General features: G+C 51.2%; 14 protein-coding genes. 6 read left to right on the top strand and 8 right to left on the bottom strand.

Features of this window, described 5'->3' with window-relative positions; all coding sequences use genetic code 11:
* Positions 1-4 precede the first annotated feature (4 nt).
* From menB to pmrD, 4 genes are all read left to right on the top strand, one after another.
* Complete coding sequence (gene menB, locus EAS44_RS08985; RefSeq protein WP_000639996.1) at positions 5-862, top strand: 1,4-dihydroxy-2-naphthoyl-CoA synthase; 858 nt, start codon at positions 5-7, stop codon at positions 860-862.
* Positions 862-1,824, top strand: a complete 963-nt coding sequence (menC, locus tag EAS44_RS08990) for an o-succinylbenzoate synthase (RefSeq protein ID WP_001255587.1) — start codon at positions 862-864, stop codon at positions 1,822-1,824. The genes menB and menC overlap by 1 nt, the downstream gene beginning before the upstream one ends.
* On the top strand, positions 1,821-3,176 hold the full coding sequence (gene menE, locus EAS44_RS08995; protein ID WP_000577591.1) for an o-succinylbenzoate--CoA ligase: 1,356 nt from the start codon (positions 1,821-1,823) through the stop codon (positions 3,174-3,176). The genes menC and menE overlap by 4 nt, the downstream gene beginning before the upstream one ends.
* Before the next feature lie 109 nt (positions 3,177-3,285).
* The gene (gene pmrD / locus EAS44_RS09000) at positions 3,286-3,552 is read left to right on the top strand and encodes a signal transduction protein PmrD (RefSeq protein WP_001297897.1); all 267 of its coding nucleotides are present in this window, start codon (positions 3,286-3,288) and stop codon (positions 3,550-3,552) included.
* Here pmrD and arnF read toward each other — a convergent pair.
* From arnF to arnB, 7 genes are read right to left on the bottom strand one after another with little or no spacing between them, the layout of a single operon-like run.
* Positions 3,546-3,932: a 4-amino-4-deoxy-L-arabinose-phosphoundecaprenol flippase subunit ArnF gene (gene arnF, locus EAS44_RS09005; RefSeq protein WP_000523876.1), complete on the bottom strand. Its 387-nt coding sequence runs from the start codon at positions 3,930-3,932 to the stop codon at positions 3,546-3,548. The genes pmrD and arnF overlap by 7 nt on opposite strands.
* Positions 3,932-4,267: a 4-amino-4-deoxy-L-arabinose-phosphoundecaprenol flippase subunit ArnE gene (gene arnE, locus EAS44_RS09010; protein WP_000638016.1), complete on the bottom strand. Its 336-nt coding sequence runs from the start codon at positions 4,265-4,267 to the stop codon at positions 3,932-3,934. The genes arnF and arnE overlap by 1 nt, the downstream gene beginning before the upstream one ends.
* Positions 4,264-5,916 (bottom strand): lipid IV(A) 4-amino-4-deoxy-L-arabinosyltransferase, encoded by a 1,653-nt coding sequence (gene arnT / locus EAS44_RS09015; protein ID WP_000844085.1) that lies wholly within the window; start codon positions 5,914-5,916, stop codon positions 4,264-4,266. Before arnT ends, arnE begins: the two co-directional genes overlap by 4 nt.
* A complete protein-coding gene (arnD, locus tag EAS44_RS09020; protein WP_000169712.1) occupies positions 5,916-6,806 on the bottom strand; it encodes a 4-deoxy-4-formamido-L-arabinose-phosphoundecaprenol deformylase in 891 nt (296 codons plus the stop codon). The genes arnT and arnD overlap by 1 nt, the downstream gene beginning before the upstream one ends.
* On the bottom strand, positions 6,803-8,785 hold the full coding sequence (gene arnA, locus EAS44_RS09025; RefSeq protein ID WP_000860295.1) for a bifunctional UDP-4-amino-4-deoxy-L-arabinose formyltransferase/UDP-glucuronic acid oxidase ArnA: 1,983 nt from the start codon (positions 8,783-8,785) through the stop codon (positions 6,803-6,805). Before arnA ends, arnD begins: the two co-directional genes overlap by 4 nt.
* A complete protein-coding gene (arnC, locus tag EAS44_RS09030; protein WP_000461633.1) occupies positions 8,785-9,753 on the bottom strand; it encodes an undecaprenyl-phosphate 4-deoxy-4-formamido-L-arabinose transferase in 969 nt (322 codons plus the stop codon). The genes arnA and arnC overlap by 1 nt, the downstream gene beginning before the upstream one ends.
* 3 nt (positions 9,754-9,756) lie before the next feature.
* Positions 9,757-10,896, bottom strand: coding sequence for a UDP-4-amino-4-deoxy-L-arabinose aminotransferase (arnB, locus tag EAS44_RS09035; protein ID WP_011076488.1), 1,140 nt, complete (start codon positions 10,894-10,896; stop codon positions 9,757-9,759).
* 307 nt (positions 10,897-11,203) lie between these two features.
* Between arnB and ais the strand changes: the two genes are divergently transcribed.
* Complete coding sequence (gene ais, locus EAS44_RS09040; protein ID WP_000879110.1) at positions 11,204-11,806, top strand: lipopolysaccharide core heptose(II)-phosphate phosphatase Ais; 603 nt, start codon at positions 11,204-11,206, stop codon at positions 11,804-11,806.
* Positions 11,807-11,844: 38 nt separating this feature from the next.
* Here ais and nudI read toward each other — a convergent pair whose 3' ends face one another.
* Positions 11,845-12,270 carry a nucleoside triphosphatase NudI gene (nudI, locus tag EAS44_RS09045; protein WP_001249884.1) on the bottom strand — a complete coding sequence of 142 codons (426 nt, stop codon included), beginning with the start codon at positions 12,268-12,270 and terminating at the stop codon, positions 11,845-11,847.
* 278 nt (positions 12,271-12,548) lie between these two features.
* Between nudI and yfaZ the strand changes: the two genes are divergently transcribed.
* Positions 12,549-13,091, top strand: coding sequence for a YfaZ family outer membrane protein (gene yfaZ, locus EAS44_RS09050; protein WP_001296251.1), 543 nt, complete (start codon positions 12,549-12,551; stop codon positions 13,089-13,091).
* Positions 13,092-13,180 lie beyond the last annotated feature (89 nt).

The following is a 13,180-nucleotide window of genomic DNA, read 5'->3' on the forward strand; positions in this document are numbered from 1 at the left end:
CAATATGATTTATCCTGATGAAGCAATGCTTTACGCACCGGTTGAATGGCACGACTGCTCCGAAGGTTTTGAGGACATTCGTTATGAAAAATCCACCGACGGTATCGCAAAAATCACCATTAATCGTCCGCAGGTGCGCAATGCCTTCCGTCCTCTGACGGTAAAAGAGATGATCCAGGCGCTGGCGGATGCGCGTTATGACGACAACATCGGCGTGATCATTCTGACTGGTGCAGGCGATAAAGCGTTCTGCTCCGGTGGTGACCAGAAAGTACGTGGTGATTACGGCGGCTATAAAGATGATTCCGGCGTACATCACCTGAACGTGCTGGACTTCCAGCGTCAGATCCGTACCTGTCCGAAACCGGTTGTCGCGATGGTGGCTGGATACTCCATCGGCGGTGGTCACGTCCTGCACATGATGTGCGACCTGACTATCGCGGCTGATAATGCCATCTTCGGCCAGACTGGCCCGAAAGTCGGTTCCTTCGACGGCGGCTGGGGCGCTTCCTATATGGCGCGCATTGTTGGGCAGAAAAAAGCACGTGAAATCTGGTTCCTGTGCCGTCAGTACGACGCAAAACAGGCGCTGGATATGGGCCTGGTGAACACCGTTGTACCTCTGGCGGATCTGGAAAAAGAGACCGTGCGCTGGTGCCGTGAAATGTTGCAAAACAGCCCGATGGCACTGCGCTGCCTGAAAGCTGCGCTGAATGCCGACTGTGACGGTCAGGCAGGTCTGCAGGAGCTGGCAGGTAACGCCACCATGCTGTTCTATATGACGGAAGAAGGTCAGGAAGGTCGCAACGCTTTCAACCAGAAACGTCAGCCTGATTTCAGCAAATTTAAACGGAATCCGTAATGCGTAGCGCGCAGGTATACCGCTGGCAGATCCCCATGGACGCGGGGGTGGTTCTGCGCGACAGGCGGTTAAAAACCCGCGACGGGCTGTATGTTTGCCTGCGTGAGGGCGAGCGCGAAGGGTGGGGGGAGATCTCCCCACTGCCGGGCTTCAGTCAGGAAACCTGGGAAGATGCGCAAAGTGTGCTGCTTGCCTGGGTAAATAACTGGCTGGCAGGCGATTGCGAGATACCGCAGATGCCTTCCGTTGCCTTTGGCGTAAGTTGTGCATTGGCGGAGCTGGCAGAGACGCTCCCGCAGGCGGCCAATTACCGTGCGGCGCCGCTGTGTAATGGCGATCCTGACGATCTGATCCTCAAACTTGCCGATATGCCTGGCGAGAAAGTGGCGAAGGTCAAAGTGGGATTGTACGAAGCCGTGCGCGACGGCATGGTGGTGAATCTGTTGCTGGAGGCAATTCCGGATCTGCATTTGCGTCTTGACGCGAACCGCGCCTGGACACCGCTGAAAGGCCAGCAGTTTGCCAAATACGTTAACCCGGATTATCGCCACCGCATCGCGTTTCTCGAAGAGCCGTGCAAAACCCGCGATGATTCGCGTGCGTTTGCCCGTGAAACCGGCATTGCCATTGCCTGGGATGAAAGCTTGCGCGAGCCGGATTTTGCCTTTGTAGCTGAAGAGGGCGTGCGCGCGGTAGTTATCAAACCCACGCTCACGGGCAGCCTGGATAAAGTACGCGAGCAAGTGCAGGCGGCGCATGCGCTGGGGCTGACGGCGGTGATCAGCTCTTCCATTGAGTCGAGCTTAGGTCTAACGCAACTGGCGCGGATTGCTGCCTGGTTAACGCCAGACACCATTCCGGGACTGGACACGCTGGATCTGATGCAGGCGCAGCAGGTTCGTCGCTGGCCGGGGAGCCCACTGCCGTTAGTGGACGTTGATGCACTGGAGCGGCTGTTATGATCTTCTCTGACTGGCCGTGGCGTCACTGGCGGCAAGTGCGGGGAGAAGCCATCGCCTTACGTCTCAATGACGAGCAACTCAACTGGCGCGAACTTTGTGCTCGCGTCGATGAATTAGCCTCCAGCTTTGCGGTGCAGGGTGTGGTTGAGGGCAGCGGCGTGATGTTGCGGGCGTGGAATACGCCGCAAACGCTGCTGGCCTGGCTGGCGTTACTGCAATGCGGGGCGCGGGTGTTGCCCGTGAACCCTCAGCTGCCGCAACCGCTGCTTGAGGAATTGCTGCCCAATCTTACGCTGCAATTTGCGCTGGTGCCGGAAGGGGAAAACACGTTTCCGGCGTTAGCGTCGCTGCACATTCAGCTGGTTGAAGGCGCACATGCCGCGGCGTGGCAGCCGACGCGTCTGTGCTCAATGACGTTAACCTCTGGTTCCACTGGCTTGCCGAAAGCCGCTGTTCATACTTATCAGGCTCATCTTGCCAGCGCCGAAGGGGTGTTATCGCTGATTCCTTTTGGTGATCACGATGACTGGTTGCTCTCTTTACCGCTGTTTCACGTCTCCGGTCAGGGAATTATGTGGCGCTGGTTATACGCTGGTGCGCGGATGACGGTGCGTGATAAACAGCCATTGGAGCAGATGCTGGCAGGCTGTACTCACGCTTCACTGGTGCCAACACAACTCTGGCGTTTGCTGGTTAACCGTAGTTCCGTTTCCCTGAAAGCGGTTTTACTTGGCGGCGCGGCTATCCCGGTCGAGTTGACGGAACAGGCGCGCGAGCAGGGGATTCGGTGCTTTTGCGGCTATGGTCTGACCGAGTTTGCCTCCACAGTGTGTGCGAAAGAAGCCGACGGTCTGGCAGACGTTGGTTCGCCGCTGCCGGGTCGGGAAGTGAAAATCGTTAATGATGAAGTGTGGCTGCGGGCTGCCAGTATGGCAGAAGGTTACTGGCGTAACGGGCAACGGGTTCCACTGGTTAATGACGAAGGCTGGTACGCCACGCGCGATCGCGGTGAGATGCATAATGGCAAGTTGACCATTGTCGGACGTTTAGACAATCTATTCTTCAGTGGCGGTGAGGGTATTCAGCCGGAAGAAGTCGAGCGCGTTATTGCTGCACATCCTGCGGTTTTGCAGGTGTTTATCGTTCCCGTTGCCGACAAGGAGTTTGGTCATCGGCCGGTAGCGGTGGTGGAGTATGACCAGCAAAGCGTTGATCTTGACGAATGGGTGAAAGATAAGCTGGCTCGTTTTCAACAACCGGTGCGCTGGCTGACTCTGCCGCCGGAGCTGAAAAACGGCGGTATTAAAATTTCACGTCAGGCGCTAAAAGAGTGGGTGAAACGCCAGCAATAATTAACCCACCGTTTCACTTCTCATTTCTGCCATTCCATTGCCGTTGATAAAGAGTTTATCTGTTAATCTGTAAATTGATGTGAAAACTCTTAGCAAACAGGATAATGCAATGGAATGGCTGGTCAAAAAATCGTGCTGCAATAAACAAGATAACAGACATGTAATTATGCTCTGCGATGCTGGCGGCGCGATAAAAATGATCGCCGAAGTGAAGAGTGACTTCGCCGTGAAAGTGGGGGATTTACTCTCGCCTTTGCAGAATGCGCTTTACTGTATTAATCGTGAAAAGCTGCACACGGTGAAAGTCCTTTCTGCAAGCTGTTATAGCCCCGATGAGTGGGAACGGCAGTGTAAAGCGGCAGGGAAAACTCAGTAACGTTGTTTTGTTGTGGGCAGGAAAATCAGCATCAACCCGCTCATAATACAGGCTACTCCCAGTAGTGCTTTCAGCGAAAAAGTCCCTTCCCAGCCGGGAAGTACCATTGAAGCAATCCATACCAGCACATAACTCATACTGAGCAAGGCATAGGCTTTGCTTAGCGCAAGTTTATGTAGTGTTTTATACCAACAAAAAACGGAAAGCAGATAACCCAGCAGCCCGAGTAACAGTATCCGGGCATCCAGGCCAAAAGCTAACAGCGCCGCGATAAAATCCCATAAGTGCGTCATTGGCGGCAGATGACTCGCCGCAAAACCCATGCTTAATTGCGCAGCGGAGGCGATAATGACGCTGAATAATCCCCACATCAGGCCCATTACACCGTACTCCCGAGGATCACAATGCCGCCAATAATGAACGCCACCCCACACCAGTGACGCAGCGATACCGGCTCGTGCCACAGTTTTACTGCAGCCAGCGTTACCCAGACAAAATTCAGACTTAACATCGGGTAGGCAATGCCTACCGGTACGTTCTGCAAGACCAGCAGCCAGAGCACCATGGCAAGGCCAAGACAAGCCAGCGCCAGTCCCAGCCACAGCACGATATGTTTGCGCCGTTTGTTTACCGCCGCAAAGCAGGTTGCCTGTTTCTGACACAACTGCCCGGCAACGCTAAGCAAGCTGGCAAAGACTAATGTTAACCAGATCATTTGGGCCGATACTGAATTAGCACCAGACGCTCCTGACGATCGATGACATCTGCGGGCGGAATGGCGAGACTGTTGATATCTTCATCGCGGTCAACCGAAAGCACGAGTGTAATAATCCCCTCCTGACGATGTTGATTAAGCCAGTTTGCGAACTCATCACCGCTGACAAATCTCCCTTTTGCATCCGGATAATTAAGGCCATATTTCAACTCACCTGTCTGGCGATACATGATGATGTCATCGCGTTGCAGGCTCCATGCCAGACCTGCGGCAACACCGACGCTATCAGTAAGAATATAGCGGCTTGGCTGAAGTGATTCTTGTGTCATCTCGACAAAAAATTGCGGATGTTTTCCTTCCATGACTCTGTCAGGAATTGAAAATCCTACCAGCAACGCCAGCCCCAGCGGGCAAAGCGCGGCAAAAGGCCAGGTCTTTTCGACGTTTGTTAAGGTGTACCAGCCGAAAAAAGCCCATAGCGAAAAAATAGACCAGGCACAAAAGACTTTATAGCTCTCGAAGGTTTGCCACACCGGTGTGTTCATTGGTCCCCAGGGGGAGACCACAAATGTGGCAATAATGCCAGTGACGCCAAAAGCGATGTTAATCCAGCCATTAATCCGCAACGCCAGAGGATTATTTTTTGCTGCCAGCAACGCGTAATGCGCCATCAGCATTGCCAGAGGTGCAAAGCAGGAAAGAATATAGGTGGGCAATTTGCCTTTAGCGACGGAGAAAAACAGCAGCGGCATTATCGTCCAGCTCAACAAATAGACGGTTGCGGAATGCTTGCGGTTTTTCCAGCCAGCGTACAGTGCACCGGGGAGTAATCCCAGCCACGGCAGGCTACCGGCAATGATGACTGGCAAGTAGTACCAGAACGGCGCTCTATGTTGGGCATCATCCAGTGCAAAGCGTTGAATATGCTCAACCCAGAAAAAATAGTGCCAGAAGTCAGGCTCCCGCTGCGCTATCGCCAGTCCCCAGGGGAGAACCGTCAGTACGCAACTGATAACCGCCAGCCAGCCGTAAATAAAGAGATCTTTCCAGCGTTTTTGCGTTGCTACCCATGGCAGCACGCTTAATACCGGCACGGCAAGGGCGAGAAAACCTTTGGTCATCACCCCCATGCCGCAGGTGATTCCCAGCAGTAAAAATCCTGCGCTTTTGCCTTTCCACGTCTGTGCCTGCATTGCCAGCCAGAAGCTGCACATTCCCGCCACCAGCCAGAAGGCAATAAACGGATCGAGCACGGCATAAGTGCCGATGGCATAGACAATAAACAATGAGAGATAAATTACTGTGGCGAGTAAAGCCAGACGTTTATTGCGCCATAAGCGCAGAGTAAACCAGGTCACCAGCGCGGCAGTTAACAGGGTCGCAAAGATAACGCCTGCCCGCACACCAAAGTTATTCGCGCCAAATAGCCATTGCCCAATGCTGTTAATCCAGTATCCGGCAATGGGTTTTTCGAAATAACGTAGCCCTAACAGATGGGGAACAATCCAGTCGCCGGATGCCAGCATTTCCCGACTGATTTCCGCATAACGCGTTTCATCTGGTTGCCAGAGCAGACGCGTGCTGATCGGTAACAGGTAATAGCAGGCAATAAATGTGAAGAGGCCGATAAGGTAACGTACCGATTTCATCAGTGACTACCCGCAATTTGTTGGCAACCCAGCCAGCCTTCACGTCCGGCAATATTTCCGCGAACAACTTGTCCGAGCGGCAACGTCCCTGATAACAGTTCGCTTAAAGGGCAAAATGTCACGCCTTCCTGAGCTGCGCGTTTCAGGAGATCCACAAAATTATGCTGATAAGCGCAGCCTTCAACTTCGGCATGAATGGTATAAACCGGCGTGCCTTTATCTCGCTGGATGCGGTTGAGTAACCAACCGTTAAAATCTTCTGCTTTCACATCCCGACCAATCACTTCATCCCAGGTGGGTAAGGTCACCGGAATTTGCGCAGTGCCAGGGGTTCCTGATTCGAGCAATGGACGAAACGGCATCGCCCCACGACAATCGCTGTTGTAGCGCAAATGGAACGCTTCTTTTGCTTCGATCACCTGTTGGTCAGCACGCCAGCCAGCAGCGGCAGAACAGGTTACCGGTTGACCGATAATCTCTTCCAGGGTGCGAAGGCCGCGTGCAATATCGTCGATCATTGTTTGCCGATCCCAATTACCGCTATGGGCTTGCCAGGCATGGTGATCCCAGGCGTGCAGGCCGACTTCGTGATGTTTAGCCGCTTCACGAATGATATCGGCATTGGCATGACCAATCTCTTTACCTGGCCAGGCCGTACCTGCCAGTAAAATATCCCAGCCATAAAGCGATGCCGCGTTTGAGCGCAGCATCTTCCACAAAAACTGTGGCTTCACCAGTCGCCAGAGATGGCGGCCCATATTGTCCGGGCCGACGCTGAAAAAAATGCTGGCCTGAATATTATGCTTACTCAAGATTTCCAGCAGACGCGGCACGCCTTCACGGGTGCCACGAAAGGTATCGACATCAATGCGTAAGCCGACTTTGGTCATGATGGTTTATCCGTAAGATCAACGGTGCGCAGGAAGAAATCCAGCGTTTCGTCGATGGTTTCCTGCATATCAATTTTCGGTTCCCAGTTCAGGCAGCGGCGGGCATTGCGGATGCTCGGTTTACGATGCTCTACGTCCTGATATCCTTTGCCATAGTAGCTGCTACTTTCGACAACACGAAAGCCCGCAAACGGTGGGAAGTAATGGCGCAGCGGATGTTTTTCGAAGCTCGCCAGCAGCATCTCCCCCAGTTCTTCAATGCTCGCTTCGTTCTCAGGATTGCCAATGTTGATAATTTCGCCATCGCAGCGATTTCCCGCATTTTCGATAATGCGGTATAACGCCTCGATACCATCCCGAATATCAGTAAAGCAGCGTTTTTGTTTTCCGCCATCAATCAGCTTAATCGGTGAACCTTCTACCAGATTGAGAATGAGTTGCGTAATAGCGCGGGAGCTGCCAATTCGCGCTGCATTAAGGTTATCCAGTCGTGGCCCCATCCAGTTAAACGGGCGGAAGAGGGTGAACTGTAAACCTTCTTTTTCGCCATAGGCCCAGATCACTCGATCAAGTAATTGTTTAGACACCGAATAAATCCAGCGTGGTTTATTCACCGGGCCGACGATTAAATTAGAATGGTCCTCATCGAAGTATTTATCGCTACACATCCCATAAACTTCTGAAGTCGACGGGAAGATGATTCGCTTACGGTACTTCACGCAGTAGCGGATAATGCGCAGATTCTCTTCGAAATCGAGTTCAAATACGCGCAGCGGGTTGCGGGTATATTCAATCGGCGTGGCTATCGCCACCAGCGGCAACACGACATCACATTTTTTGACGTGATACTCAATCCATTCGGAATGAATACTGATATCGCCTTCGACAAAGTGAAAATGCGGATGATTCAGAAAACGGCTTATCGCATCGCTGCCAATATCCAGACCGTAAACTTCATAATGATCTTCGCGCAGCAGGCGTTCTGTCAGATGGTTGCCAATAAAGCCATTCACCCCGAGGATGAGTACCCGGGTACGGCGTCGGGCGGCACAGGCAGGCTGGCTATTCAAGCGTGAACCTTGCACCAGGCCCAGCGTCTGCGCTAATTGCGAGCCCTGCATAGTAATGCCGTCGCCCGCCTGTCCAGTGACGATTTCCAGCGCGCCATCGCCACAGGCAATCAGCAGTGGTGCAACAGAAATCACGCTCCCCGGCTGTGCTTTGCTGGCATGAGGATGAACACGCGACGACCAGACGGTGAATTTCTGATTGCCAACATAGCTGAAGGCACCCGGCCACGGATCGGCAACGGCACGCACCATGTTGTGCAGTACGGATGCCGACTTATGCCATTCGAGGAAACTGTCATCCGGCGTTCTGCGACCAAAACAGGTGGCTTCGTTTTCGCGCTGGGCGATTTCCAGAATATTACCGTGTTTAATGGCGGGTAATGTCTGTTCCAGTAGCTGGCGCGCGGCATGGCACAATTTATGATGCAGCGTAATGGCGATATCGTCTGGCGCAATGGCAACGCGCAGTTGTGCCACAATGGCCCCGGCATCGGCACGTTTCACCATTCGGTGCAATGTAACGCCAGTTTCCGTTTCACCGTTCACCAGCACCCAGTTCAGCGGCGCGCGACCACGATATTTTGGTAACAGCGAACCATGCAGATTAAATGCACCTCTCGGAGCGAGCTGCAAAATCTCATCGCAAATAAGATGGCGATAATAAAAAGAGAAAATCACCTCTGGTGATAGTTGGGCAATGCGTTCCACCCACAACGGATGATTAACGTTATCCGGCGCATAAACTGGAATGCCTCTTTCCGCTGCCAGTCGGGCAACCGAACCATAAAAGGCTTTTTCACCGGGATTATCAGTATGGGTAAAAATGGCGCTAATTTCGTAACCGGCAGCCAGCAGGGCTTCAATACCGAGGCATCCCATATCGTGGTAGGCAAAAACGACGGTTTTCATTATTCATTTTCCTTGCTGGATGGACGGATAACTTGCTGAACAAAATAGCGGGGGCGGGCGCGGACATCGGTGTAGATCCTGCCGATATATTCACCGAGCAATCCCATGCCGATAAACTGAGCGCCAATAAAAGTAAACAGCACGGCAAATAGCATAAAGACGCCTTCTGCCGCCCATTGGGGTCCGAAGGTCAGGCGTAAAATCACCAGCAGCACCGCAATGCTAAAACCGCCAATCGCAATAATGCTGCCGAGCAAACTCAACATACGTAGCGGCGTTGTGGTAAGACAGGTCACCAGGTCGTACATCAAATTAATCAGGCGCATAAAGCTGTATTTGGATTCACCAAACTCACGCTCGGCATGGTGCACTGGAATTTCAATGGCACGGCGGGCGAAGATATTCGCCAGAATCGGGATAAAGGTGCTGCGTTCATGGCAGTGCAACATCGCATCGACAATATGACGGCGATAGGCGCGCAGCATACAACCATAGTCACCCATCGCTTTGCCTGTGGTGCGCTGAATAAGCCGGTTAATCATCTTTGAAGCGGTTTTACGAAACCAGCTGTCCTGGCGGTTCTGGCGTACAGTCCCTACCACGTCGTAACCTTCATCGGCTTTTGCCACCAGACGGGGGATTTCCTCTGGCGGATTCTGGAGATCGGCATCGAGGGTAATAATTAAGTCGCCGGTGACGTGACTGAATCCCGCCATAATCGCTGAATGTTGCCCGTAATTGCGGTTAAGCAAGATAGACACAATATGGCTGCCCTCCGCTTGTGAGGCTTCGACCAGCATATGCGCGGAATTATCGCTACTGCCGTCATCAATCAGCAGGATTTCATACTCTTTCCCCAGTGATTCACAGGCTGCGGTGGTGCGCCTGATTAATTCCGGTAAGCTTTCCTGCTCGTTATAAACGGGAATAACCACCGAGACTTTCTTAACAGGGTGGATTTCAAACATGGCTCATTGTCCTGCGAGTTGCTGAAGGGCTGTGATGACGCGGTCGGCATCGGCGGTGGTCATATCCGGGAACAGCGGCAACGAACAGATGCGTTCGCTATTCCATTCGGTATTCGGTAACGACAGCGTGGGAAAACGCTCGCGATAATATTTTTGTGTGTGAGCGGCGCGGAAATGTAACCCGGTACCAATGCCTCTTTCTTTTAACGCTTCCATCAACGCATCGCGACTGATACCACAACGTTGTTCATCGACACGAATAATAAACAGATGCCAGGCATGAACGTGCGGCCAGGCGGGAAGGCTTAATGGCTGAAAGGGGAGAGCTGCCAGTGCTTGCTGATATTGCTGGGCAATTTCGCGCCGACGGGTGTTGAGGTGCTCTAATTTGACTAACTGTGTCAGGGCAATCGCGGCGTTAATATCGGTCAGATTGTACTTATAGCCCGGCGTTAAGACTTCAGCCTGCGGTGCACGGCCCCAGGTATGTCTGTCATAGGCATCGACACCCAGACCGTGAAATTTCAGCATCCGCAGCTGGCGGGCAAGATTTTCATTATCAGTAACAATCAGGCCACCTTCCGCACAGGTAATATTTTTGATGGCGTGAAACGAAAAAATAGCAGTACCTTTTGCGCCAATATGTCGCCCTTTGTAATACGTACCGACGGCATGGGCAGCATCTTCGATAACTGCGATGCCGTAACGTTCGCCAATGGCGCGAATGGCGTCAATATCTGCTGGCGCACCGGCATAATGCACCGGAATGATGGCTTTAGTGCGTGGTGTAATGGCTGCTTCGATCGCTTCAGGCGTGACCATCAGCGTATCGCGGTCGACATCCACCATTACCGGCGTTGCACCCAGCAAGGAAATCATATTGAGGGTTGAAACCCAGGTCAGGGAAGGCGTAATCACTTCATCGCCCTTGCCAATTTCCAACGCCATTAGCGTGATATGCATTCCGGCGGTGGCTGAACTGACCGCGATGGCATGCTGATTTCCCGTCAACTGGCAAAAAGCTTGTTCAAGCGCCTGATTCTTCGGACCGGTTGTGATCCAACCGGATTCGAGAACCTCTTTAACTGCAGCGAGTTCCTCTACGCCCATTGCTGGTCGCGAAAAAGGCAAAAATCCTGACATTTTTTTTCCATCCGTCATTGAATACCTGTCCACTTATATTTGCTATAAAGAGTGTTGTGTATATTTTGCCATTTGGAGCAAAATTTTAAGGATAGAATATTAACTTAACCTTAAGAAACTAATATTAGACGTAAATATTGAAATTTTTATGTTTTTTCTTATTTAGACTTTGCATTTGGCAAAATTTTGAGGCATTTTGCCGGCATCATAGGATTTTTAATATTACACCAACTGCTAATTATCGCCAGAAAAGTCGCTCAATTTCACGGTAATTGTCTGGTTGCGCTTGTCTATAGGTGGAGTTTACGTGTTAGCTTTTTGCCGATCTTCGTTGAAGTCAAAAAAATATTTCATCATTTTACTGGCGCTCGCTGCAATTGCTGGACTGGGTACTCATGCCGCCTGGAGTAGCAATGGTTTGCCACGCATCGACAATAAAACACTGGCCAGACTGGCACAGCAGCACCCGGTTGTCGTTTTGTTTCGCCATGCTGAACGTTGCGATCGTTCAACCAATCAATGCTTGTCAGATAAAACAGGTATTACGGTCAAAGGTACCCAGGATGCCCGAGAACTGGGCAACGCTTTTAGTGCTGATATCCCTGATTTTGATCTCTATTCCAGTAATACCGTCCGGACTATTCAGTCGGCGACCTGGTTTTCGGCGGGTAAAAAGCTGACGGTAGATAAACGATTTCTTCAATGCGGTAATGAGATTTATAGTGCAATTAAAGACTTACAACGCAAAGCACCTGATAAAAATATCGTTATTTTTACCCATAATCATTGCCTGACATATATTGCTAAAGATAAGCGTGATGCGACATTTAAACCTGATTATCTGGATGGTTTAGTCATGCATGTGGAAAAAGGCAAAGTTTATCTGGATGGGGAATTCGTTAACCACTAAATTTTCAATCTGACAGCCAGTGATGGCTGTCATCATTGTTAAAGAAGACCTTTCAAACGTAACGTTTTTCGGGTGGCAACATTCAAATCATAATGCACCAGATCTTCAGGTTTTACCCACGCGTAGTCCTGAAACTCTTCGTTTATTTTCACTTCTCTGTTGGCAGAAACGCAGTCAAAAATCAGGTAAATCATATAAATCTCTTCCTTGCGACCATCTGCATACGTCTTGGTGCGAATATCATCGCTGAAGGTCCACGGCGTGATTTCTGTCAAAAGCAGCTGTTCTCCCAGTTCTTCGCGAATTTCGCGGCGTAGTGCCTCTTCAATTCGTTCGCCAGGCTCCACGCCGCCACCCGAAAGCGCCCATTGACCGGGGAAAACGCCGCGATCGTCGGCCATTTTACACAGCAAATAAGCACCATCATTTTGAATCAAAGGGCATACAATGGTCCGTTGTCGCACAGGGGTATTCCTTATAAATAAAAAGAAACCATGAGAATACGGTAACTCAGAAATATGTGAAAGTGACAGTAATCTCTTTTGCGATGATAACTACATTTATTATTATTTTTGTGTGTATCGATAAAGTGTGTTTATTTTTTCGGCGTTTAATTATTTAAGAAGTATTTAGTTACAATAAGTGACTAGATCCCTTTTTTCGCTCATTGAATCCTCTGCGCCAGGCAGTACAATCCCGCAGCTTTGGGAATTTTGATTAATTGCTTGTGGGAAAGAGGATAATGAAAAAAATTGCGCTAGCAGGTCTGGCCGGAATGCTGTTGGTTTCTGCATCGGTCAATGCAATGAGCATCAGCGGCCAGGCGGGTAAAGAATACACCAATATTGGTGTCGGTTTTGGGACTGAATCGACGGGCCTGGCGTTAAGCGGTAACTGGACACATAACGACGACGACGGTGATGCCGCGGGCGTGGGGCTGGGGTTGAATCTGCCTCTCGGGCCATTAATGGCGACCGTTGGCGGAAAAGGCGTTTACACCAACCCGAACGATGGTGATGAAGGTTATGCAGCGGCAGTTGGCGGTGGTTTGCAGTGGCAAATTGGTGACAGCTTCCGCTTGTTTGGTGAGTATTACTACTCTCCGGATTCGCTCTCCAGCGGAATTAAAAGTTATGAAGAAGCGAATGCTGGCGCGCGTTACACCATTATGCGTCCAGTCAGCATTGAGGCTGGCTACCGTTACCTGAACCTGGCAGGTAAAAATGGCAATCGTGATAACGCCATTGCTGATGGTCCGTATGTTGGGGTAAATGCCAGCTTCTGACGCCTTCCGGCGCGGCGTTCTGTCGCGCCATTCAGTTTCTTACTACGCCCTGTCTCCCTTTGCGTTATAGTGATTCGATAACAAAAGCA

It is taken from the genome of Escherichia coli DSM 30083 = JCM 1649 = ATCC 11775, from assembly GCF_003697165.2.
GTDB classification, from domain to species: Bacteria; Pseudomonadota; Gammaproteobacteria; order Enterobacterales; family Enterobacteriaceae; genus Escherichia; species Escherichia coli.

Excerpts from the sequence above, each read along its gene's own strand:
- arnD (WP_000169712.1), bottom strand. The coding sequence starts at position 6,806 with ATGACCAAAGTCGGCTTACGCATTGATGTCGATACCTTTCGTGGCACC.
- arnC (WP_000461633.1), bottom strand. The coding sequence starts at position 9,753 with ATGTTTGAAATCCACCCTGTTAAGAAAGTCTCGGTGGTTATTCCCGTT.
- menC (WP_001255587.1), top strand. The coding sequence starts at position 862 with ATGCGTAGCGCGCAGGTATACCGCTGGCAGATCCCCATGGACGCGGGG.
- menB (WP_000639996.1), top strand. The coding sequence starts at position 5 with ATGATTTATCCTGATGAAGCAATGCTTTACGCACCGGTTGAATGGCAC.
- arnT (WP_000844085.1), bottom strand. The coding sequence starts at position 5,916 with ATGAAATCGGTACGTTACCTTATCGGCCTCTTCACATTTATTGCCTGC.
- yfaZ (WP_001296251.1), top strand. The coding sequence starts at position 12,549 with ATGAAAAAAATTGCGCTAGCAGGTCTGGCCGGAATGCTGTTGGTTTCT.
- pmrD (WP_001297897.1), top strand. The coding sequence starts at position 3,286 with ATGGAATGGCTGGTCAAAAAATCGTGCTGCAATAAACAAGATAACAGA.
- arnA (WP_000860295.1), bottom strand. The coding sequence starts at position 8,785 with ATGAAAACCGTCGTTTTTGCCTACCACGATATGGGATGCCTCGGTATT.
- menE (WP_000577591.1), top strand. The coding sequence starts at position 1,821 with ATGATCTTCTCTGACTGGCCGTGGCGTCACTGGCGGCAAGTGCGGGGA.
- arnB (WP_011076488.1), bottom strand. The coding sequence starts at position 10,896 with ATGTCAGGATTTTTGCCTTTTTCGCGACCAGCAATGGGCGTAGAGGAA.
- arnF (WP_000523876.1), bottom strand. The coding sequence starts at position 3,932 with ATGGGCCTGATGTGGGGATTATTCAGCGTCATTATCGCCTCCGCTGCG.
- arnE (WP_000638016.1), bottom strand. The coding sequence starts at position 4,267 with ATGATCTGGTTAACATTAGTCTTTGCCAGCTTGCTTAGCGTTGCCGGG.